Source organism: Campylobacter sp. RM19073, from assembly GCF_024723495.1.
GTDB classification, from domain to species: domain Bacteria; phylum Campylobacterota; class Campylobacteria; order Campylobacterales; family Campylobacteraceae; genus Campylobacter; species Campylobacter porcelli.
Genome location: NZ_JANQCT010000004.1, coordinates 64564 through 88043, shown reverse-complemented (window position 1 = coordinate 88043; position 23480 = coordinate 64564). Strand labels below are relative to the sequence as shown.

Below are 23480 nucleotides of genomic sequence, written 5' to 3'. Positions count from 1 at the left end.
TGATACCCACAGCGTCATTTGCGTTAGATATGGCTTGGGTAAGAGAGTTAGCCTGACTACGCAAACTATCAGCAATCGACATACCAGAGGCATCATCAGCTGCTGTTTGGATCCTAAGACCAGAGCTAAGGCGACCTAGTGAGCTACTAAGAGCTCTATCATTTACTACTGAGTTAGCATGAGCATTCATAGCTGCTATGTTGGTGTTTATTCTAAAACTCATCTTTAAGTCCTTTATCTTAAAAATTAAAAAGTTAAGAGTGGTTAAGCAAATGGTGTTCCAACTTTTAGATCGATCATAAATATATGATAAAAATTTATTTTTGGAGTAAAATTTAAAATATCTCATAAAATTTATATTAAATTATTCTTAATTAAGTAAATTTTTATAGAGTTTTCGATATTATGCCAAATATTTTTCAAAAAGGAGTATAAATGGATGCGATAAACACCCTATTTATAATGCTTTGTTCTTTATTAGTGTTGCTAATGACTCCATCGTTAGCTATGTTCTACTCTGGATTAGTCCAAGCTAAAAATGCACTAAATACTATAATGAATTGCTTCATAGTATTTGGATTAGTATCCTTTACTTGGATAATCGTTGGCTTTTCATTAGCTTATGAGGGGGATTACTTTGGCGTCATAGGAAATTTATCAGCTGCATTCTTAAATGGTATCAACGGCGTAAATGACAATGGAGTGCCACAAATTCTAAGCGTGATATATCAAATGATGTTTGCACTAATCGCAAGTGCCGTTATCACTGGATCGCTTGTTGGGCGTGTGAAACTTAGCGTTTTGGCTATATTTTTGATTTTTTGGAGTATTTTAGTTTATGCTAGTTTGGCTCATATGATTTGGGATGAGCAAGGATTTTTATTAACCCGTGGTGGGCTAGATTTTGCCGGTGGTGGCGTGGTCCATATCAGTGCTGGAACAGCTGGGTTAATTGGTGTTTTAATGGTGGGCGCTAGAAAAGAGATAGCGCATATCAGCGAGCAAGCCCACTCCATACCTTATGCGTTTTTGGGTGGAATTTTACTATTTATTGGTTGGCTTGGATTTAACGCTGGAAGTGCTGGAAAGGTAGATGAAATCGCCGTAAATGCCTTTATAGTGACTATTCTCGCAGCTTCTAGCGGATATATAGCTTGGATTTGTATGGAAATTTTAAACAAACAAAAACCTAGCATTCTAGGCTCTTTAAGTGGCTTAGTAGCTGGGCTTGTGGGTATCACACCAGGATGCGGATATGTGGGTATAGCAGCTAGCATTATCATAGGTATTAGCGCTTCTATAGTATGCTTTTGGGGCTTGATAATCATAAAATACAAACTAAAATTAGACGACTCATTAGATGCCTTTTCTCTACATGGATTTGGCGGTATATGGGGAGCTTTGTGTGTGGGGCTTTTTGCTAGTAAGCAGACAAATCCTAGCATTGAATTTGAAGGGTTATTTATAAGCTTTAATCCGCATTTACTTTTAGAGCAGATTCTTGGGGTTGTGGTATGCTTTAGCGTATCGGCAATAATTAGCTTTATAATATTTAAAGCCATATCTTACTTCACTCCGCTTCGAGTAGATAGCGAACACGAAAGTATGGGGCTAGATGCGAGCTTACACGGCGAGAGCGCTTATAAGAGATAGACTAGGGTTAAACTATCTTTATTTAATGCTATAAATTCGCAGATTAATGCTATTTAACTTTACTAAATCTGCGAATAAATTCCAAAATTCTTAAATAAAATTATATCGATTTTATAATATCAATAAATTAAGATTATTTGATATATTTTACAATTCTATGGTTGTTAATAATATGTAAATTTATGCTATAATATTTGACAATAATCAACAATTAAAAGGGCAAAAATGGATATTAGCAAAGAGGTAAATTTTATTTGGAATATTGCCGATAAACTTCGTGGAGCCTACACTAGTGATAAATATAAAGATGTAATTATCCCCATGGTTATTTTACGCAGATTTGAGTGCGCCTTAGCTGATACCAAAAAAGCGGTGCTAGAAGAGTATAATAAAGACAAAGACACCCCAACAACGGTGCTAGAAAGATTAAGCGGATATCAATTTTATAACACAAGCAAATTTGATCTAAAAGAGCTTAGAAACGACCAAAACAACATAAAAGCAAATTTGATAAATTATATAGATGGTTTTAGCGACAATATCAAAGAGATATTTGAAAATCTAGAATTCCAAAAACAGATAGCCAAAATGAGCAAAGAAAACTGCCTTTTTAGCATCATAAAAGCTTTTAGCGAGCTTGATTTAGACCCCAAAATCGTCCCAAATCACACAATGGGCTATATATTTGAAGACCTTATCCGCAGATTTAGCGAAAATGCAGAAGCCGGCGATCACTACACAGGGCGTGATATCATCGCTTTAATGGTGGATATTTTGCTTTTTGGTGTCGATATACAAGGCGATAATAAGGTAATTTCAGTCCTAGACCAAGCTTGCGGAACAGGCGGAATGCTAAGCATAGCAAATGAAAAGCTAAAAGCACAAAACGATAAGGCACAAATTTATCTATACGGCCAAGAGATCAACGGCGAGAGCTACGCTATCTGTAAAGCCGATATACTCATAAAAGGGCAAAATGAAAAAAATATTTTAAAAACAGACACTCTAAAAAACAATGAATTCCCAAATGAAAAATTTGATTTTATCATCGAAAATCCACCATTTGGCACTTCATGGGGTGGAGAAAAAGCAAAAGATGGTGTAGAAGACGCTGTAAAACTAGCCCACGAGAGCAAATCTCGCTTTTTCGCAGGCTTGCCTGCTAAAAGCGATGCGCAACTTCTCTTTTTACAATCAGCCCTAGAAAAGGTCAAAGATAATGGCAAAATCGCCATTATCCAAAATGGCTCTCCACTATTTAGCGGCGATACCACCTCAGGCGAGAGCCAGATCCGCCGCTATCTACTAGAAAATGACTATATAGATAGCATTATCGCCTTGCCAACAGATCTTTTCTATAACACTGGAATCGCTACTTATATATGGATACTACGCAAATCCAAGCCAAAAGAAAGAAAAGGCAAACTAGCACTAATAGACGCTAGTAGCTTCTATGTAAAGCTTAGAAAATCAATGGGTAATAAAAGAAACGAGCTAAACGAGCAAAATATAGCACAAATTACCCAAATTTACAAAGATTTCAAAGAGAATGAGCATTGTAAAATCTATACTAATAGCGAATTTATCTATAAAGAATACACCATAATGACCCCACTTCAAAAGAGCTATACCATCACAGATGAGAGCCTAGAGAGCTTGAAATCTGCCTTTTATAATGAGACCAAAATAACAGAATTAGAAAACAAAGATGAACTAACCCAAAAAGAGCAAAAAGAGCTAACCAAACAAAAAGAAGCCAAAGAGCTTGCTAGTGTGATAATAAGCAAATTAAATGACTATAAAGATGATAAAAAATATCTAAACAAAGATGAATTTATCAGCTTTTTAAAGCAAATTTTAAATATCAAAGATACCAAAACACTAGACAAAATAGCCAAAGTATTTAGCCGTGATGACCATGAAGCACAAATCCAAAGAGATAAAAAAGAGCAGATTATCTACGATAAAGATAGCCGTGATAGCGAGATAATCAACATTAACGCTAGCATTGATGAATACATGAGGGCTGAGGTCTTGCCACATTTGCCACTAGCAAAGGCCTTTGATGAAGGTAAAATTGGCGCCGAAATTCCATTTACTCGCTATTTTTACAAATACCAAAGCCCTAAAAGCACTGATGAGATAAAACTAGAATTCAAAAACCTAGAAAAAGAAGCAATTGAGCTTGAAAGTGGTATTTTTGATGAGTGAACTATTAAATGAAATAGATGCAAAAAGTCTAGAAAACGCAAAAAGGCTCTTTTCTAGTGGGCAAATCGCAAGGATTGAGATAGGCTCATTAAAGGGGCTTTTGGATATTCATTTGTATTTATTTGCTGGGCTTTATCCTTTTGCTGGGAAAATAAGAGAGCAAAATATCAAAAAAGGTAGCTTTCGCTTTGCTAACTGCTTATATCTAAACGAAGCCCTAGCCAAAATAGAAAAACTACCCCACTCAAACTTTGATGAAATCATAGAAAAATACATAGAGATGAATGTAGCCCATCCATTTTTAGAAGGCAATGGCAGAAGTATGCGTATATGGCTAGACCTGATGCTAAAAAGCACACTAGGGCTCATAACAGAGTGGCAAAAGATAGATAAATACGAGTATCTAGCCGCAATGGAGCGAAGTCCTATAAATGACCTAGAGCTAAAAACATTGCTAAAATCAGCCCTAAGCGAAAAAATAAATGATGAATATATTATTTTTAAAGGCTTAGAACAAAGTTATTTTTATGAAAGTTAAAAGATGAAAAATAGAATTCTAGAATTTAAAGATAGCGGTATTGCTTGGATAGGGCAAATTCAAAACCTAGAAAAAGAAGCAAGAGAGCTTGAAAGTGGGCTTTTTGATGAGTAATAAAAGAAATAATATAAAAGAGTTTAGGGTACCATCTCTTGCGAGTACTCACCTAAGTCATGGTGATTTGATCCCTAAACTGAGCGAATTATATAATAAGTTTTCTTATAAGCTTATAAAAGGATAAAAAATTGTATTTAAAAACACAAACATATAAAAAACTATGCGAAAATCTCGGCTTTGACAAAAGCTCAAATTTAGAAGGCTTTAAAAAGTTAGAAAAATCAATTTTTTTACTACATAATGACTATTTACTAGGTAGTGCCAAAGAAGCTGGAATTTTCATAAAAAACCATGGAAATAGCAAAAATATTTTTGATTTGGTTATTGATATTTATAACAAACGCATTAGAACTCATCACGCATTATTTTTGATTATTCATATTTTTGAAACAGCACTTCGCTCAAAAATGGCTTTTATTTTATCGCAAAATTACAGCTCAAACCCTGATTTAAAAGATGATTGGTTTGTAAATTGCTCAAATTTATGGCTTATTAAAAAAGTAAATCATATAGTAAAAATAAATAAGCTAAATGAAGATTTTTTAAAAACAGCAAATAGTTTTGAAGTGCTTGATTTATTTACACTAGGCGATTTAGAAAATACTATAAAAAACAATTGGGCAATTTTTCAGCCTATTTTCGCTGGTGAAAAACAATACAAAAATCAAATTTTACCAAGCTTTGGTACAAAAGACCACCTTTTAAGTACATTTTCTCGCATTAGAAAAGAAAGAAATAATATATTTCACAACAGACCGCCACAAGGCAAAGCAAAGTCAATTATAAGAAATATAGAAATTTTGCTTTTAAGGCTTGATTTTAATCTTAAAGATGCTTTTAATGGAATATCAAATTTAGAATATGGGATAAACTTAAAATATGAATACTAATTTTAAAGATAGCGGGATTGCTTGGATAGGGCAAATTCCAAAACATTGGGAAGTAAAAAAAATAAAATATTGCCTTAAAGAAAATTTTAGTGGTTGTTGGGGAGATGATTTAGAAAACGAACAAATTTCTCATAATAGTCGCCTTTGTATTAGGGTTGCTGATTTTGACTTTGACAAACAAAAAATTAAGCAAACAGCAGATACTTTTAGAAATTACACAAAATCACAAATTTTATCTACAAAATTACAAGATGGAGATTTAATTATTGAAAAATCAGGCGGTGGTGATAAAATGCCTGTTGGTAGAAGTGTTGTTTTTGAACAAAATTTATTTGGTGCGAAAGAAGTTCTTTTTGCGAATTTTTGTCAATGTTTTCGCCCTTTAAATATTAACAATAAATTTTTTGCTCACACAATGAAAGCTTTTTATCAAAATAATAATATGCGATTTTTTTTCAATCAAACCACTGGAATTCAAAATTTAAGTATTTTTAATATTGTAAATGCTTTTTTACCTTATCCGCCACTCAATGAGCAGAAGAAAATAGCGGAATTTTTGGATAAAAAGTGCGAGATAATTGATAAAAGACTAGAAAATTTAGAGCAAAAAATAAAAAGCCTAAAAGAGTATAAAAAATCACTCATAAGCGAGTGTGTAACCAAAGGGATAAATTCTAAAAATATGGAATTCAAAGACAGTGGGATCCCTTGGATAGGTCAAATTCCAAAACATTGGGAGATTTCAAAAATAAAATATGTAGCAAAAATAAGAAATGAGAATTTTAGTTTTAATGCCGAAAATGATAAATATATTGGCTTAGAAAATGTAGCAGGATATTTAAATTCCTTAATTGAAACAAATACAGAATATGAAAATTCAATACAAGCTGTTTGTAAAAAAGGCGATATTTTATTTGGCAAATTACGACCTTATCTATCAAAAGTCATAATTGCGCCTTTTAATTGTTTTTGTTCTAGTGAATTTTTACAATTTATAAATTTGAAATGCTATTTTAAATTCTTTTATTATTTTTTACTTAATAAAAATTTTATTGAAAATGTAAATAGCTCTACCTATGGCGCAAAAATGCCAAGAGCAAATTCAAATTATATTATGAATTTAAATTTTTTATTACCCCCACTCAATGAGCAAAAAGAGATAGCAGAATTTTTGGATAAAAAGTGCGAAAAAATAGATAGATTAAATGAAAATTATACTAAGCAGATTACCGCACTAAAAGAGTATAAAAAATCCCTAATCTACGAGTGCGTAACGGGCAAAAAAGAGATTTAAATTCGCTATAATTTCAAAAATCAAAAGGAGTTAGAATGAATAATGAAGTAGGTAATAAAAATGAAGAATTTGAAGGCTTTGAAGGCGAAGAAAGCTTAAATACACTAGCAGAGAATTTAAAAAAGGATTATAAAGAAAAATTGCGCATTAGCAAAGAAAGAATAAGCATTTTTGATATCAATAGAAAGCTTGATAACCCTGAGCGTGGATTAATAGAGTTAGACCCAGAGTTTCAAAGAGATGATGATAGATGGGATGACAAACAAAAATCAGAGCTGATAGAAAGTATTTTGATAGGAATTCCATTGCCTGTGTTTTATCTATTTCAGACAAGTAGCGGTATGAGACAAGTAGTAGATGGCAGACAAAGACTTCGTGCTATTCAGCAATTTTACAAAGATAAATTAAAACTTTCAAAACTAACAATTTTAAGCGAATTAAATGGTAAAAAATTTAGCGAATTAGAACCATTGCTTCAAAATAGCTTTGAGGATTATCAACTAGAAATTTACGCCCTATTGCCGCCTACAAATGAAGATATTAAATTTAATCTTTTTGATAGATTAAATCGTGGCGGAACACAGCTAAATCACCAAGAGATGAGAAATGCACTCTATCAAGGTGCTAGCACTAAGCTTATTAATGAATTAAGCCGTGATGAAAACTTCAAAAAAGCAACTAATCTTAAAGAAAATGCTATAAAGACAATGAAAGATAGATATTTGATATTAAGATTTATAGTTTTTTATCTAATTAGGCAAGAAAAAATAAAAACCAAAATTGAAGGCAGCATCGATGAAATCCTTGCTAATGCGATGAAAGAGATAAATAATAAAGAAAAAGAGCTAAATTTAGATGATTTAAAAAATAAATTTAAAAAAGCCATGGAAAATATAGCAAAAAATGGCTCAGATGAGCTATTTAGGTTTGAAAATAAAAACAATAAAAAAAGACCTTTAAATATGCTTCTATTTGAAAGTGTTGTTTATCTTTTTGTTTTAGCGCTTGAAAAAGGCGTGGCGGTAGATATCCAAAAGCTAGAAAAGTTTAAAAAAGATGAATTTGATAAGCCGGAGAGAATTACTTATGGTATTGATTCTGTAGATAATATAAAATTTAGATTTGACTCTATGGAAAGGTTGCTTAATGATTGAAGAATTAAAAATTTCAAATTTTAAAAGCATAAAAGAGCAAAGTTTTGAGTTTAAGCCTTTGGTGATTTTAACAGGGACTAACTCATCTGGCAAATCATCTATTTTACACGCTATATTGCTTACATTAGACAATAGAACCAGCCGTTCGCTTCAAGAATTGACAAGAAACTTTGATAAATTTAACATTGTTAGAAATGTCTTTATCAAAAAAGATAGCGTTGATATAGAGCTAAATGGGGAAGTTTATAAAATAAATGAAGGTGATGAAAACAATAAAATTTATTGCTCAAAAGAGTTAAAATTTGAAGAAAATTTATTTTTTATTAGTGCGAATCGCACAGGAGCAGAAGATTTATCGGGTTATAATTATTACGAAAAGTTTGGCGTAAAAGGTGAATATACTTTTGGATATTTCGATAAACATTGGCAAGAAAAAGCAGAGATTATCAGATTTAAAGATGATGAGAGCTTAAAAGGTCAGCTTTGGCGTTGGTGTAAAGAAATTTTTGAACTAGATTTTGATGTTCAAACAAATAAAATAAATGAAAGCAATATCGAAATAAAATATTATTTTAGAAATATTGATAAAGAGCTTTCACCTTTTAATGTAGGAACGGGAATTAGCTACGCTTTGAGAATTTTAATAATTGGGCTTAATTGTAAAAAGGGCGATATTTTTATCGTAGAAAATCCAGAGATTCACTTACACCCAAAAGCCATTTCAAATATGGCTAAGTTTTTTACATTTTTGGCTAAAAATGGTGTTCAAGTTATCTTAGAAACTCACTCAGAGCATATAATAAATAGTGCTTGTTATGAAGTGTGTAAGAAAAATTTTGATTCTAGTGATATAGTAATTTATTATAAAGCAAAACAAGATAGCGATTTTGAAAAAATAAATGTAGGAGATAGTGGTAAATTTGTAGATGAAAAAGGTAATTTAAGAAAATATCCAAGTGGATTTTTTGACGCTAATTCTGCTGAATTATGGGAGCTTTTGTAATGCGTTTGAGCGATAAATTAGCATTAGAATATCTTAAATTTAGAAATCAATGCGAATTTGATTTGCGATGTATTGAAGCTCTTTTGCGCTATTTTAAAGGTGAGTTTATTTTTACAAAAGAACAGCTTAGAAATGCTGATGAAGAAATCGCTTCATTTGATAAGAATAGATTTTTACAACTTGCAGATAAAACGCCGAAATTCCAATTAATTCTCTGTGATGATAATGATAATTTTCCAAATGTGAATATTTTTAGCGATAGAATAGAAAATAATCTAAGCGCAACTTTTAAGGCAGGTGAGCAAAGAAATAAAGCTATAGAGCATTTTAAAGCACTGTTTAAAGATGCGAAATCTATTTTTATTTATGATAAGCACATTTATAAGAATCATAATTTAACTAGCTTAGAAAAATTGATAGAAGAATGCAAAATAAAATGCAATATTTATCTAGATAGAAATACCTATAATGAACTAAATAAAAATAAAAATCTAAGTTCAAAAATAAAATCTAAAATAGCTATAGACAAAGCTCATAATTTAAACAATAAAAATACACATGACAGATATATAATGATAGATAATAATAATAATATTGAAATTATTTTAACAAGTGGAATTGATTATCTTTTTGATACAAGCAAAGATTTTACTTATATAATTAGGGAAATTGTAAAGGACAAAAATGGCTAAAACTATATATGCTGAAAAAAGCCAGTATCAAGCTGATATAATAAAAGAATTTGCTAAAAATGGAGTTAAAGAGCGAAGCGCAAAGTATTATGATAAAAATTTAGCAATGGATAAAGAGATATTACTAGAGTTTTTAAAATCCACTCAAGAAAAGGAGCTTAACTCGCTTGGGCTAAAGGGCGATGAGATAATCTCTAAAATTAATGACTATATAATCAAAAATGGAATTCTAGAGTGCTTAAAAAATGGCGTAATGATAAATAATACAAACTTAGAGCTAGTTTATAACAAAGAAAGCTCTGGCTTTAATGCTGATTTAGCCCAGAAATATGAAAAAAATAAAATCACAATAATACAAGAAGTAAATGCCGATAATGAGAATAAAGAGCGTGTGGATTTAGTGGTTTTTGTCAATGGTGTGGCGTTTGCTTGTATGGAGATTAAAAGCAACTATTCAGGGCAGGATTATAAAGATGCTATAAGGCAGTATAAAGAGGATAGAAATCCGCAAAATAGGCTATTTGATAATAGGCTTGGTGCGATTGTGTTTTTTGCTTTGGATCTATATGAATGCTATATGACTACAAAGCTAGAAAAATTCAAGACTAAATTTCTACCTTTTAACAAAGGCAAAGGCAGTGGCAAGGGCATGGGCGCTGGAAATGATGATATAGAAGGCAAAATAAGCAATGTATGGTATCTGTGGGAAGAGGTGTTAGTAAGGGATAATATAGTTGATTTGATTAAAAATTTTATATTTGATGATAGGGGAGTTATGATTTTCCCACGCTATCATCAGATGGATCTAGTACATAAAGTAAAAAGAGATATTTTAAAAAATTCAGAGTATAAAAACTACTTAATCCAGCATAGCGCAGGATCTGGCAAGACTAAAAGCATAGTTTGGCTGGCATATATGCTAGCATCTTTGTATAAAAATGGCTCTGTAAGATATGAAAGCGTGATAATCGTAACCGATAGAATAGTAGTAGATAGACAATTACAAAATGAGATAAACAAGATCAAGCATCAAGAAGGATTTATAAAAGCTCTTGGCGATGAAAATAGCTCAAAAGATCTAAAAGATGCGATAAAAAATAGTGTAAAAATCATAATTTCTACAATCCAAAAATTCTCTTATATCAAAGATGAATTAAAAAATTTTGACACCAAATGCGCCGTGATAATAGATGAAGCGCACTCTAGCACCAGTGGGTCTAATATGGAGGCTTTGATAGATACTCTTAGTTCTGAATTTAGCGCAAAGAATAAACCTAAAAATATAAGCCTTTTTGGCTTTACAGCTACACCAAAGGCAAGTACTTTAGAAATATTTGGTCAAAAAGATATAGATGGCTTTTATGCGCCTTTTCATCTATATTCTATGAAACAAGCGATAGAAGAAGGATATATCCTAAATGTACTTGATAACTATACAACATATAACACTCTTTATAATATAGTATTAAAAAGCAGTGATAAAGAGGTAGAACAAAACCAAGCAAAACGCAAAATAAGAGATATAATCAAACATAATACCGATATCATAAAAAGCCGTGTAGCTGTGATAGCTGAGCATTTTGCTAGTAGTGGGTCAGCTTTGCTGGGCAGTAAGGCTAAGGCTATGGTGGTGTGCGAGGATATAGAAAGCGTGATAAGATATTATTATGCTTTTTGCGAGTATTGTAAGTCACATGGATATGATTTTAAGCCTTTAATAGCTTTTAGCGGTCAAAAAGAGATTGATGGCGCAGAGTATAGCGAAAGCGAGATAAATGGCATAAGCGAAGTATCTTTGCCTAGTGAGTTTAATAAAGATGAGCGAAGGGTGCTTTTTGTGGCGAATAAATACCAAACAGGATTTGACCAAAATAAGCTTTGTATAATGTATGTAATCAAAGCCCTTAGCGGAATAACCGCCGTTCAAACACTATCAAGGCTAAATAGAATTTGCCCAGAATTCCCACATAAAACTACTTTTGTGCTTGATTTTGTAAATAAATTTGATGATATTATGAAGAGTTTTGCGCCATATTATACGCAAACTATGCTAAAAGATGGCATTGATATGGCTGATTTACTTGATATCAACGCAAAAATAGATGGATATAATATCTTAATGCCACTTGAAGAAAAGATGGTAGCAGAGGCTATTGCTAATATAGATGATAATACTCAAAAGATGATAAGGCCATATTTCACAAAAGTAATAACACAGATAAATAATTTAGATGATAAGCACAAAGTAGAGTTCAAAGGGTTGCTTACAAACTACAAAAAGATCTTTTTACACTTAAAAATCATTTTTGGTGATACTTTTAGCGATAAGCTAAATAATAGATATATTTTTATAGAAATTTTGCTCAAACAGCTTATAAATGTAAATACAAGCAAAGAAAATATAGATATAGATATAGGCGTGATAAATGTTCAGGTACTAAAAGACCAAACACACACAAAAGAGAATATAAAACCAGATCCAGTAATGGAGATGAGTGCCTTTGGCTCAATGGAGATTGGCTCTAACAAGCTAGAAAAGCTCTCAGAAATTATAAAGAAAATCAATGATAATCTTAGCCTAAATATGGAAAAAAACTCGCAAATTCAAGCTATTATAAATATCTCTGAGCAACTACTAAATAGTACCAAGCTACAAAGCGGAGCAAAAAATAATAGTAAAAATGATTTTACAAAGCTTTATAATGATGAAATAGATAATATTTTGACAGATAATTATAATGATACGCAATTTGGTGCTTTATACGGCCAACTATTAAAAAATAAAACTTATATAAATGAAATTTTCACACCACTTATAGATAATATTTATGATATTTTAGAAAAAAGATAAGTGAAAATTTTGGTATAAAAAGAGATTTTAAAAATTAAAGAAAATTTAAAAAATTAAAAAGATATTAAAAATTTAAAAAAGAAATCTAAATGGTGGGTTTACCAGGACTCGAACCTGGGACCATCCGGTTATGAGCCGGATGCTCTAACCAACTGAGCTATAAACCCACTTGAATTGGAGTTGGAATTATATAAAATAATTCCTTAAATCTATATAAAACAACTCCAAAGTATAAATTTAAATTTGTCTATCTTTCATCTTATTGAATTCATCATCAATCACTGATAAATTCGGCTCTTGCGACATCTTTTTAAGCATATTATTATAGCGATTAACCAAATATATCACAAGAGATGATAGCAAAAATCCAGGTAAAAGCTCATAAACCACGCTTGATAGCCCAAAAAGTATCCATAGCAGCACCGTTACGCCTCCGGTGATTATACCAGCTAAAGCTGATAACGCACTCATATGCCTTGAATATAAGCTAAATAGCAAAACTGGCCCAAAACTCGCACCAAATCCAGCCCAAGCATTACCCACCACTCCAAGAACCGTATCGCTAGAGTTAAACCCGATAAATGTGGCAATCACCGCTACTAATACAACTGAAATTCTACCTGTTAATACTTGTGCTTTAGGGCTTACTTCGTGCTTATAAAATGCAAATATAAAATCCCTAGTAACCGAACTAGCACTAACTAAAAGTTGCGATGAGATAGTACTCATAATAGCCGCAAGAACAGCAGAAATAATCACGCCCACAATAAATGGGTGAAATAGAGTATCGCCAAGCTTTAAAAACACAGTTTCTGGGTCTGATAAACTAATGCCATTTTGAGAAAAATATACAAAACCTATAAGACCACTAGCCATAGCCCCAACCAAGCCAATTACCATCCACGAAATCCCAATTCTTCTGGCTAAAACAAGCTCTTTAGCATCTCTAATAGCCATAAATCTGACAATTATATGTGGCTGTCCAAAATAGCCAAATCCCCAAGCAAGTAAGCCCAAAATACCTAAAAATGTCTGCCCTGCAAATATATCTAAGTGGTTTGAATTTGCCTCTTTGCTATACTGATTTAAAAGGGATAAAAAGCTTGAATTTTGCGGAATTTCAATGCTAAAATAGGCCACCAAAGGGATAAGCACAAGCACTAAAAACATTAAAATCCCTTGAAATGCATCAGTTAGACAAACTGCCTTAAATCCACCAAAAAATGTATAAAATACAACTATAAAAAGGGTAACTCCAGCCCCAAAAGCAAAATTTAAACCAAAAAAGCTCTCAAATGTCTTGCCCCCTGCGATAATCCCACTACTGACATAAAGCGTATAAAATACAAGGATAAAAATACCAGAAATAATGCGTAAAACCTTAGTTTTATCCTTAAATCTATTCTCCAAATAATCTGGAATAGTAATGCTATCGCCTGAAATTTCAGTATATACTCTAAGCCTACTAGCAAGATATTTGTAATTCGCCCACGCACCAACGCTAAGCCCAATAGCTATCCAAGCATTACAAATCCCACTAAGATATAAAGCCCCAGGAAGCCCAAGCAACATCCATCCACTCATATCACTAGCCCCAGCACTCAGTGCGGTTATAAATGGCCCTAAGGAGCGGTTATCTAGCAAGTACTCATTTAAATTTGACTTTTTATTATACGCTAAACGCCCAATTACCAAAAGCACCCCAAAATATAATCCAATGGCTAAATATGTAGTAAAGTCCAACTCATCTCCTTTATATTATTTTCGTTTTTTCAGATATTTTTCATCTATATAGCCCATATCAGCAAGCTTATCAAAAATTCTAGATAGTATCGGCCCTGCTGCTCCACCACCACTTGCACCATGCTCTACTAATACAGTTACGACATATCTAGGATTTTCATATGGAGCATATCCTGTCATCCATGCGTGTGAGCGTTCATAATACTCCATATCAGCTTCTTTAATCCGCTCTTTATCCTCTTGGCTAATCCCCACTACTTGAGCCGTTCCTGATTTAGCTGCGATAATAACCTTAGAAGGGCTTAATACTCTAAAGCCAGTCCCACCTGGGATATTAGCTACTGCGTGCATTCCTTCTCTTATATATTTTAGGGCTGATTTTTCCTTCTGTGTTAAAATATCACTACCTATCCACTCTTGCTCTACCTTATCAACACTATTAAGAAAATGCGGAGTTACATCATATCCCATAGCAAATATCGCCGTATCCCTAGCTACTTGCATTGGTGTGGCTAAAAAGCTACCTTGACCTATGCTAGTATTTATAGTATCGCCTTGATACCATGGCTGATTTAATCTACTCTTTTTCCATTGCATATCTGGGACTATACCTATATACTCATTTGGCAAATCCACACCAGATTTTACCCCAAAACCATACCTTCTTAACACTGGCGCTATAGCATCTATGCCTACATTATAAGCACCACGATAAAAATATGTATCACAACTATCACGCAAAGCCTCTACTATAGTCATCATCTCAGAGCCATAATTTTTCCAATTTCTAAATTTCCTATCACCTAGCTCAAAATATGGATCACAAAGCAATCTTGTAGTAGGAGAGATTTTCCCACTTTCAAAAAACGCCATACCCATAGCCATTTTGACAACACTTCCAGGCGGATAAAGAGCATTTACAAGCTTATTTGTAAATGGATGGTCTGGACTATTCATCATCTCATTCCAATCGCTTTGGCTAATTCCTGTTACAAATTTATTTAAATCATACTCAGGAAGGCTAGCCGCAGCCAAAATAGATCCATCTAAAGCATCCATCACGATCACCGCTCCAGCTGGTCTATCAAAGGCCTCATATAGATATTTTTGCAACTCCAAATCTATAGTAAGAGTAATATCAAGGCTACTTGGCTTAGTATATCCAACCTCTTCTACAATCTTATTTAGAGCCGTTACCTTAGTAACCCTTTGCCCCTCTACCCCTTGTAAAATCTCATTATAATACCTCTCAACTCCACTCCTACCAGTGTAATTTGTAAGCTTTGAGATTGGATTAATATCTATATCTTTTAAATTTGCTCTACCCACATATCCTATTACATGACTAGCTAAATCCCCAAATGGATAGTGGCGAATGGATACTGGATTTACCTCTATATTATCACGCAAATTTAATCTAGCAAAATGTGGCAAAACCCTATCATAAGCCAAAAAATTCACAACATTTACAAAATCTTGCGAATATGGCGAGTCATTTTTTATATACTCTCTTTTGAGTTTTGTGGCATTTAGGTCTGGGAATATCGATATAATAAAATTTATCTCATCATCTAAAGTGTTAATATTTCGCCTAAGGTGCGGTCTAATCGATATTTCAAATCCAAGTTTATTAACAGCTAGTGGATTACCATTTCTATCTAGAATTTGCCCTCTAACTGGAGCGATATACTCTGTTTTTATAGCGTTTTTTTCAGCGATTTGCTCATAATATTCATTAGATTTAATGCTTAAATAATACACCCTTGTAAGCAAGATAATCCAAACAAAAATGATAATCCCATAAACAATCGTCATTCTCATAATATCCGCCCCCTAAAAATCACAAGAGCAATCAATGACTCTATAATAGCATAGAGCAAATACTCATAATCTAGCTTCATTCTAGGCTGGTTTAATACATATAGCACGATATTACTCATAGCAAGAGTAATGATATATCCTGAAAATACATATATGGTTATTAGTAGTTTTCTCCATTTTATATTTGTCTTTAACCAATCATTAATAAGATAGTAAAAAAATAGCCACGCCAAAATCACGGAGCAAAACTCAAAGCCATTTAACTGCTCAGCAAATATCAAAAAGGCTAAACTTAGATACCATCTCTTATCTTTTACCCCAAGTGTGCGATCTAGCTCATCTTTAAGTATTACCAAATAGGCAAAAAATACCCCAATTAATGATGGCAAAAACACAGAAGTAATGCTAAATATTTCATATACTACAATAGATATACAAAATAAATTAAATCTTAGAGATTGCGAATTAATGCTATTTCGTTGCATACTGGAAAGTGCTTACATTTAATGCAATCAGCCCAAATCTTTTGCGCTGGTAATCTCTCTTTGGGAATTTGGATAAACCCTAAATTCTCAAAAAACCTACTCCTATAAGTAAGAGTAAAAACTTGCGTTATCTCCATAGATTTAGCCTCATCTAAAAGAGCCTTTACTATATTGCTACCAACGCTCTTACCCCTATAGTCAAGATCAACTATCAAACTTCTAATCTCAGCCAAATTAGCAGCGTGTATATGAAGTGCGCTATATCCAATTAGCCTATCATCGTCAAAGGCAAGTGTGTATGAGCGGATATTTGTAGCTATCTCATCATCGCTCCTAGGTAAAATTACACCACTTTCTACCTCGGGGCGAACTAAATTTTGCATACTTTTTATATCTTTTAATCTTGCTTTTTTATACTCTATCATTTCACACCAAATACTGCATTATATATCGCTTTTGTCGCTTTATCTATACCTGTTTTTTTGCTACTAGAGACCAAAATAGCGTTTGGATCGATCTTTAAAAGTTGTGCTTTTTGGCTTTGATTTAGCTTATCTGATTTTGTATAAATATTTAATACTCTTTGGTCAGCTCTAGCAAATTCACTAAGATATAGTCCCAAATTCTCATCTTTTTGAAGTCCTGCGTGTCTAGAGTCTATAAGATGGATAAACGCCTTAATGCTAAGCCTTTGCCTAAGATATCTATCTAAATTCTCCTGCCAAATACTATACATACTCTTGCTTACTTTAGCATAGCCAAATCCTGGTAAATCGACAAATATCAATGGAATTTTCTCTTCTTCATTATCAATTATAACTTCAAAGCAGTTTATCAGCTGAGTTTTGCCTGGAGTGGAGCTAGATTTTGCTAAGCCATTATGATTGGTTAAAGCATTTATAATTGAGCTTTTACCGACATTACTACGACCTAAAAATGCCACCTCACTAATGCCAAATTCAGGCAATCCATCAATCCCTTGGGCTGAGAGTAAAAACTTAGCGTTAATAATTCTCATCTTTCTTCTACCTGAAATATAAATTTAACTGGCTCTTTATCCTTGCTTTTGACATTATAAACCCCATTTAATTGATTGACAACTATCTCATCGCCAAATAACTTCTTATCGCTATCAATCTCATGTAAAAATGCATTGCCTTTTAGGGTGTAAATTTGAGTTTTTGGATCATATGTTAGCAAATCTCCACTACCATTATAATTTTTACCATTTAATAATATAGCAAATTTAGCGTTGCTAATGGCTTCATATTTGTATGGTTGGCGATTTTTATCAAAGTAAATTTTAACCCTATTTGCCCTTAGCGTATCACTTTTACCCTTTTTTATAACCACATTTCCCACAAGCTCCCCAAGACCTGCTTTTTCATCGGCATAAAAGCTATCAGCACTTACTTCTATCTGGTCTGAATTTGCCATAGTAAAAATCATAGCCACCAATATAAAAGCTCTAACTATTTGTAAAACCAACCCCTAACTCCTTTTGCGGTTATATAATTATTATCTAGCTCATAAATAACGCTATTTCCTAGTATTTTATCACTATTTTGTAATAGTTCAAATGGGAGATTGCTTAGTAGTATTTTTGTAGAATTATCATATATAATCTCATTAGAATTATATCTTAGATTAGTAATTAAATTTATATATTTTACTTCGTTAATAAATGTTATATTATTATCTTTATATATAGCTTCTTTGGCGTTTATATTGTGTTTATCTTTATGTATGAAGGTTACATTGGGATTAATAAATTTATTATAATCATCATAGGCTATAACGCTACTAGAGATAAAATTAGCATATATATCAGTAGCATTCATCTCATAGCTTATCACTTCATCAGCTTGCATATTGGCTACTTTAATATTGTTAATATTAGCTTTAATATCATATGGACTTTGTAGCATTAATACTACCACGCTTATACTAAAAATAGCAACAGCAAAATAAAATATCCTTATAGCCAACGCTTCATCCACTCACTACGCAAATTTTCTCTATCAATGATAATCTCTATCATCTCTCTAACAGCACCATAACCACCATTTTTGGTAAGTTTTATATCAGGGCAAACTGCCTCAAAAGCATCATTTGGAGCAAAGCTGATAGATACACTTTTTAAAAGCTTAATATCATTTAAATCATCACCTATAGCTGCGGCGTTTTCTAAATTTAACCCCTCTAAAGCTAAAATCTCTTTAGCCTTAGATAGCTTATCACTTACGCCTTGAAAGCAGTATTTTATCTCCAGCTCTTTAGCCCTATCAGCCACAATTTGTGAGCTTTTGCCTGTGATTATGGCTGAAATTTTACCCATGCGATTCCACTGCTGTATGGCAAATCCATCTTTGACATCAAATCTTTTAAATTCATCGCCGCAATTAGTTTTATAAATCCCCCCATCGCTAAGGCATCCATCAACATCTAAAAATATTATCTCTATCATAAAACGCCTTTGGTGCTAGGAATTCCAACTCTATCATTTTTAGCCACAGCCCTGCGAAATGCTACTGCAAAAGCCTTAAATGTCGCTTCAGCTATGTGATGAGAGTTGCTACCTCTTTGCTTTATAATGTGTAAAGTTATATTAGCATTCATCGCCAAAGCTCTAAAAAACTCCTCAACAAGCTCACTATCAAAGTTGCCTATTTTTGGCTTCATCTTAGATTTATAAATTAAAAAAGCACGATTAGATAGATCCAAAGCACACTCCACAGCTGCTTCATCCATCACCACAACAGAATTGCCGTATCTCTCCACGCTTCCAAGCGGATATAAAGCCTCTTTTAAAGCTTGACCAAGCACAATACCACAATCTTCTACGCTATGGTGATCATCAATATATAAATCCCCTTTACAATGAAGTTTAATATCCATTAATGAGTGCTTAGCAAGTGCGTTTAACATATGGTCAAAAAAGCCAACTCCAGTGCTTATATCGCTATTGCCACTACCATAAATTTCAAGCTCTAAGCTGATATTAGTCTCTTTTGTTACTCTTTGTTTTTTAATCATTTTATTTCCTAATCTCTAGCTATAAACGCACCCTTAAATTGTCCGCTAGATATGAAATCACGAGCCTCAGCCTCACTTCTAAATCCAGTTAAAAATACCCTATAAATAGGCTCTCCATTCAAAGTATATTCACGAACTGCAGTTTTGTAAATTCCATTTGTATTATCAAATTGAGTTTTATAAGTATTAGCTCCAGCTAATCGTCTAAATGCACCAATTTGGACTATAAAATTTCCGCCTGTATATGTGTGAGTTTTAGCTGTTTTATTAGCTGGGGTCTCAACTTGACCATAAAATCCAACAACCTCAAGTCTAACCGGTGCTGTCCCATCAGCTATCATACTAATCTCAGTAGCGGCTGCTTTTGATAGATCTATTATCCTACCAGATACAAATGGACCTCTATCGTTGATTCTTACTATCGTTGTTTTGCCATTTTTTAGGCTTGTTACTTTAACCATAGTATTCATAGGAAGGGTTTTGTGAGCTGCTGTTAGAGAGTGCATATTATATATCTCTCCGTTACTTGTCTTTTTGCCATGGAAATTTGGCCCATACCAACTCGCAATTCCAGTAGCGCTATCGCCTACTTCTACAACCGTTGGGTAGTATGTTTTGCCATTGATGGTATAAGGCCTCATAGTGGCTTCTTGAGTGCTTTTACTCGTATTTGGTGTGCTCTCAAAGTCTGAGCTTGAGTAGTATGGAATGCTCATTGTAGAACAACCAGCAAAAACTAACGCCGCTAATGTGGCTAGTGATATTTTAATGTGGTATGACAAGGTTTTCTCCTATTGCTAATTTCATATTTGTTTTGCTATTTGCCTTTATTATATCTGATACTTCTACCCCGAATTTACGAGATATAGCTCCTAGCGTATCCCCTTTTTTGACCTGATATTCATAAATGGTCTTAGCGTTTGCTGGGAGTGCTAGTTTGTAGTTTGCTTTTATCTGTTTTATATTATTATATCTTTTAATATCGCTTGTTTTAATATCTAATTTTTTGGCAATTATCTCAAATGTATCGCCCTTTTTGGTATTGTAAATTTTAGTCTTCTCACCAGCTTTATATCTGGCTAAAAACTCCTCTTTTTTTATCGTTGGGATATAGATATAGTATTTATCTCTATTTGGCGGAGTAAAGCTATATCTTAAATGAGTATTATATTTACTTAATTTATCTACGCTAAATCCTATGGTTGAGGCCACATCATGAAGGCTGATTCCACCTGGGATTTCAACCCTTTCAATGCCTATATATGTGGCTGAATTTAACATAGAGCTATCTGTAGAGATCAAAAAATCTCTATCATTTGCCACATATGCCATCATTATAATTTTACGAAGATAATTTCTTGTCTCAAGTGAGAGATACTTTTGTTTTGGGTCAAGCAAAACCTTAATATCATCACTACCAGCTATTTTTATAGCTCTGCTTAACTTGCCCTCTCCAGCATTATAAGCCAAAATTGCTAAATACCACTTACCAAATCTATCTTTTAATCTTTGTAAATAATCAATCGCAGCATTGGTAGCTTGGAGAGGATCTCGCCTTTCATCTACATATTTATCTATATTTAAATTATGCAATTTAGCAGTGCTTGGGATAAACTGCCAAATTCCAGCTGCCTTAGCTCCAGATGTGGCTCTATTTGATAGCTTAGACTCCACTATAGCAAGATACAATAGTGAATTTGGAGCACCTCTTTGCTTTAATACATCTTTGATTATAGCAGCGTGTTTATACTCTTTTGTTATTGTGTTTATAAATTCTTGTTTTGTTGTGTCCATTCTGCTATTTTTTAACTGCAAAAAATACTCATCATTAATATATTTTGGATCAATATCAAGCTCTTTTAATATCTTAATCTCTTTTTTAAAATTATCGCTTGAGACCATAAATCCAAATGAGTAATTACAGGTAAAAAATATAGATAAAACTACTAATACTACTCTCATTTCTCTCCTTAAATTCCAAATAATCTACTTGCGTTTTGCGTAGTTAAATCCACAATCTCATCTTTATTCATAGATAAAATTTCAGCCATCTTATCAGCTACAAAGGTGGTAAATGCTGGCTCATTTCTCTTGCCCCTATAAGGCTCAGGAGTAAGATATGGAGCGTCAGTTTCTATTAAAAGCCTATTTAGTGGGATTTTTGGTAAAATTTGGGTTAATTTCTTGCCATTTTTAAAGGTTAAAACCCCACCAATGCCATAGTAAAATTTGCTACTAAGCTCAAGCAAAATAGGACTAGCATTAAAGCAGTGTAAAACTCCGCCAACTAGCTCATTTTCATACTCTTTTAATATTTTTAAGCTATCTTCATTCGCATCTCTAATATGCACAATAAGTGGAAGCTTTAACTCAATTGCTAGTTTGATTTGAGTGATGAAAATATCTTTTTGTCTAGCCTTATATTGCTCTACATCAACTTCAGGAAGTCTAAAATAATCCAGCCCACACTCGCCGATAGCAACGCACTTTTTATCCTTAGCAAATTCATAAATTACACTCTCATCATATCCATCTATCTCATATGGATGAACTCCAGCTGCGAAGTAGATATTTTCATATGAATTTGCTATTTTTGCAGCCTTTGGCAAATCCTTTATATCGGCCCCAGGGATGATAATCTTGCCTACTTTATTATCAAAAGCGTTTTTTATCACGCTACTTATATCATCATCATACCTAGCATCATCTAAATGGCAATGTGTATCTATAATCATAAAATCTCCACCCTATTCTTGCCATTTTTTTTGGCTTTTTGTAAGGCTTTGTAGCCATTCATTATTGCTTGGTCAAATTTAATATTAGTATCAAAACTACAAATGCCAACTGATATTGTAGGCGTTACTGAAGATATAGCAAGATTAGCAATCTTTGATCTAATATGCGCCATAACTTTTATAGCCTCATCAAAGCCAATTTTATCAAATATCACTCCAAATTCGCCACCGCTAAGCCTAGCTACCACCATACCTTTTAACTCGCTTTTTAATATAGATGCAACATGCATAATAACCCTATCACAAAGCTCAAAGCCAAACTTAGCATTAATCGCTCTTAATCCATCTATATCGATAATAGCAATGCCAAATTCACCACTTCTTGCTGCTAAGCTCTTAGCATAAGCAAAGAAATATCTTCTATTAAATAGCTTAGTTGATGGGTCATATTTTTTATACATTTGAATATCTATCTCATCTTGCATAGCCTTAAGATTGCTATCAACTCTATATATTATCTCCTCTTTGCTAAAAGGAATAGATATAAAATCATTAGCGCCATTTTTCAAAAATTTAGCCGCTACATCATTATCACTACTAGCTACTGCTATTAATCCTAGGCTATTTTTATTCTTAGTTTGGCGAATTTGACGCATTAGCTCAAAGCCATCAATAACTGGCATATTATATGCTGTTAATATAAGCTTAATATCTGGATTATCATTTAAGTAGTTTAACGCCTCTTCGCCATGAGCTGCGGTAAAGACCTTATAAAGCTGTGAATTTAAGATCTCTTTTAGCTGATTTCTCACCCCCATAGATGGCTCAACTATCATAACTTTGTGATTGCGGTTTTTACATAGTCTATTTATGGTATCAAATATATAATTAATAGCATCTAAGCTATCTTTTAATACATAATCAACTATATTTTTTTGAGTAAAGATTTTTTTTAAATTCTCATCTACGCTACCAGTAAGGATAATGGCTAAAATATTTTTAGATAAGACATAATCTACAATCTCCCCATCTGGTGCATCGGGTAAATTTAGATCAAGCAAAGCGATAAAAAAGTCATCATTATCCTCAATAGCATCTACGGCCTGTGCGTAACTATGTGCCACTACAACATCCATATCTACATTGGCATTCATCTTTTTAGCTATTAGTTTGGCTAAGGATTTATTATCCTCAACTATCAAGACTCTCTCGCGCATTACAACCCCATAATTAATAATTTTTGTCGCCGATTATACT

Annotated in this window: 23 protein-coding genes and 1 tRNA gene; 9 read left to right on the top strand and 15 right to left on the bottom strand. The window is 33.0% G+C overall.

All coding sequences use genetic code 11. From position 1 onward, the window contains the following. Positions 1-223, bottom strand: a 223-nt coding sequence (locus tag CSUIS19073_RS02890) for a flagellin N-terminal helical domain-containing protein (protein ID WP_442863271.1), incomplete at its 3' end; no start/stop codon positions are given. 212 nt (positions 224-435) lie between these two features. Here CSUIS19073_RS02890 and CSUIS19073_RS02885 point away from each other — a divergent pair. The 9 genes from CSUIS19073_RS02885 to CSUIS19073_RS02845 all read left to right on the top strand — a co-directional run bounded on the left by CSUIS19073_RS02885 (position 436) and on the right by CSUIS19073_RS02845 (position 12403). Next, positions 436-1653, top strand: a complete 1218-nt coding sequence (locus CSUIS19073_RS02885) for an ammonium transporter (protein ID WP_086237194.1) — start codon at positions 436-438, stop codon at positions 1651-1653. Positions 1654-1878: 225 nt separating this feature from the next. Further along, the gene (locus CSUIS19073_RS02880; protein WP_086237195.1) at positions 1879-3864 is read left to right on the top strand and encodes a type I restriction-modification system subunit M; all 1986 of its coding nucleotides are present in this window, start codon (positions 1879-1881) and stop codon (positions 3862-3864) included. Then, positions 3857-4402: a protein adenylyltransferase Fic gene (gene fic, locus CSUIS19073_RS02875; RefSeq protein ID WP_086237280.1), complete on the top strand. Its 546-nt coding sequence runs from the start codon at positions 3857-3859 to the stop codon at positions 4400-4402. The genes CSUIS19073_RS02880 and fic overlap by 8 nt, the downstream gene beginning before the upstream one ends. 245 nt (positions 4403-4647) lie before the next feature. Next, positions 4648-5409: a hypothetical protein gene (locus CSUIS19073_RS02870; RefSeq protein ID WP_086242246.1), complete on the top strand. Its 762-nt coding sequence runs from the start codon at positions 4648-4650 to the stop codon at positions 5407-5409. Then, positions 5399-6703: a restriction endonuclease subunit S gene (locus CSUIS19073_RS02865; RefSeq protein ID WP_086242247.1), complete on the top strand. Its 1305-nt coding sequence runs from the start codon at positions 5399-5401 to the stop codon at positions 6701-6703. The genes CSUIS19073_RS02870 and CSUIS19073_RS02865 overlap by 11 nt, the downstream gene beginning before the upstream one ends. Before the next feature lie 35 nt (positions 6704-6738). Continuing rightward, positions 6739-7857, top strand: a complete 1119-nt coding sequence (locus CSUIS19073_RS02860; protein ID WP_086242248.1) for a DUF262 domain-containing protein — start codon at positions 6739-6741, stop codon at positions 7855-7857. Next, positions 7850-8860 carry an AAA family ATPase gene (locus CSUIS19073_RS02855; protein ID WP_086242249.1) on the top strand — a complete coding sequence of 337 codons (1011 nt, stop codon included), beginning with the start codon at positions 7850-7852 and terminating at the stop codon, positions 8858-8860. The genes CSUIS19073_RS02860 and CSUIS19073_RS02855 overlap by 8 nt, the downstream gene beginning before the upstream one ends. Then, positions 8860-9552 (top strand): hypothetical protein, encoded by a 693-nt coding sequence (locus CSUIS19073_RS02850; protein ID WP_141082455.1) that lies wholly within the window; start codon positions 8860-8862, stop codon positions 9550-9552. The genes CSUIS19073_RS02855 and CSUIS19073_RS02850 overlap by 1 nt, the downstream gene beginning before the upstream one ends. Further along, complete coding sequence (locus CSUIS19073_RS02845) at positions 9545-12403, top strand: DEAD/DEAH box helicase family protein (RefSeq protein WP_086242251.1); 2859 nt, start codon at positions 9545-9547, stop codon at positions 12401-12403. The genes CSUIS19073_RS02850 and CSUIS19073_RS02845 overlap by 8 nt, the downstream gene beginning before the upstream one ends. Positions 12404-12493: 90 nt before the next feature. On the opposite strand, the gene CSUIS19073_RS02840 is transcribed toward CSUIS19073_RS02845, so the two are convergent. The 14 genes from CSUIS19073_RS02840 to CSUIS19073_RS02775 all read right to left on the bottom strand — a co-directional run bounded on the left by CSUIS19073_RS02840 (position 12494) and on the right by CSUIS19073_RS02775 (position 23440). Continuing rightward, a tRNA-Ile gene (locus tag CSUIS19073_RS02840) sits at positions 12494-12570 on the bottom strand. 70 nt (positions 12571-12640) lie between these two features. After that, the gene (gene putP, locus CSUIS19073_RS02835; protein WP_086242252.1) at positions 12641-14146 is read right to left on the bottom strand and encodes a sodium/proline symporter PutP; all 1506 of its coding nucleotides are present in this window, start codon (positions 14144-14146) and stop codon (positions 12641-12643) included. 15 nt (positions 14147-14161) lie between these two features. After that, positions 14162-15967, bottom strand: coding sequence for a penicillin-binding protein 2 (mrdA, locus tag CSUIS19073_RS02830; protein WP_086237203.1), 1806 nt, complete (start codon positions 15965-15967; stop codon positions 14162-14164). After that, on the bottom strand, positions 15964-16452 hold the full coding sequence (locus CSUIS19073_RS02825; protein WP_086237204.1) for a hypothetical protein: 489 nt from the start codon (positions 16450-16452) through the stop codon (positions 15964-15966). The genes mrdA and CSUIS19073_RS02825 overlap by 4 nt, the downstream gene beginning before the upstream one ends. Further along, entirely contained in the window at positions 16419-16877 is a 459-nt protein-coding gene (locus tag CSUIS19073_RS02820) for an N-acetyltransferase (RefSeq protein ID WP_086242253.1), read from the bottom strand. The genes CSUIS19073_RS02825 and CSUIS19073_RS02820 overlap by 34 nt, the downstream gene beginning before the upstream one ends. Further along, a complete protein-coding gene (yihA, locus tag CSUIS19073_RS02815) occupies positions 16874-17470 on the bottom strand; it encodes a ribosome biogenesis GTP-binding protein YihA/YsxC (RefSeq protein ID WP_086242254.1) in 597 nt (198 codons plus the stop codon). Before yihA ends, CSUIS19073_RS02820 begins: the two co-directional genes overlap by 4 nt. Next, complete coding sequence (gene lptA / locus CSUIS19073_RS02810; protein WP_236845265.1) at positions 17467-17940, bottom strand: lipopolysaccharide transport periplasmic protein LptA; 474 nt, start codon at positions 17938-17940, stop codon at positions 17467-17469. The genes yihA and lptA overlap by 4 nt, the downstream gene beginning before the upstream one ends. Continuing rightward, entirely contained in the window at positions 17925-18452 is a 528-nt protein-coding gene (locus CSUIS19073_RS02805) for a hypothetical protein (protein ID WP_141082456.1), read from the bottom strand. The genes lptA and CSUIS19073_RS02805 overlap by 16 nt, the downstream gene beginning before the upstream one ends. Next, positions 18431-18919: a KdsC family phosphatase gene (locus tag CSUIS19073_RS02800; RefSeq protein ID WP_086237208.1), complete on the bottom strand. Its 489-nt coding sequence runs from the start codon at positions 18917-18919 to the stop codon at positions 18431-18433. Before CSUIS19073_RS02800 ends, CSUIS19073_RS02805 begins: the two co-directional genes overlap by 22 nt. Next, entirely contained in the window at positions 18916-19488 is a 573-nt protein-coding gene (gene hisB, locus CSUIS19073_RS02795; protein ID WP_086237209.1) for an imidazoleglycerol-phosphate dehydratase HisB, read from the bottom strand. The genes CSUIS19073_RS02800 and hisB overlap by 4 nt, the downstream gene beginning before the upstream one ends. Positions 19489-19496: 8 nt before the next feature. Further along, a complete protein-coding gene (locus CSUIS19073_RS02790; RefSeq protein ID WP_086237282.1) occupies positions 19497-20204 on the bottom strand; it encodes a septal ring lytic transglycosylase RlpA family protein in 708 nt (235 codons plus the stop codon). A 49-nt stretch (positions 20205-20253) separates the two neighbouring features. Continuing rightward, positions 20254-21450 (bottom strand): transglycosylase SLT domain-containing protein, encoded by a 1197-nt coding sequence (locus CSUIS19073_RS02785; protein ID WP_086237210.1) that lies wholly within the window; start codon positions 21448-21450, stop codon positions 20254-20256. 8 nt (positions 21451-21458) lie between these two features. Beyond that, positions 21459-22223: a TatD family hydrolase gene (locus CSUIS19073_RS02780; protein WP_086237211.1), complete on the bottom strand. Its 765-nt coding sequence runs from the start codon at positions 22221-22223 to the stop codon at positions 21459-21461. Then, a complete protein-coding gene (locus tag CSUIS19073_RS02775; RefSeq protein ID WP_086237212.1) occupies positions 22220-23440 on the bottom strand; it encodes a GGDEF domain-containing response regulator in 1221 nt (406 codons plus the stop codon). Before CSUIS19073_RS02775 ends, CSUIS19073_RS02780 begins: the two co-directional genes overlap by 4 nt. Positions 23441-23480 lie beyond the last annotated feature (40 nt).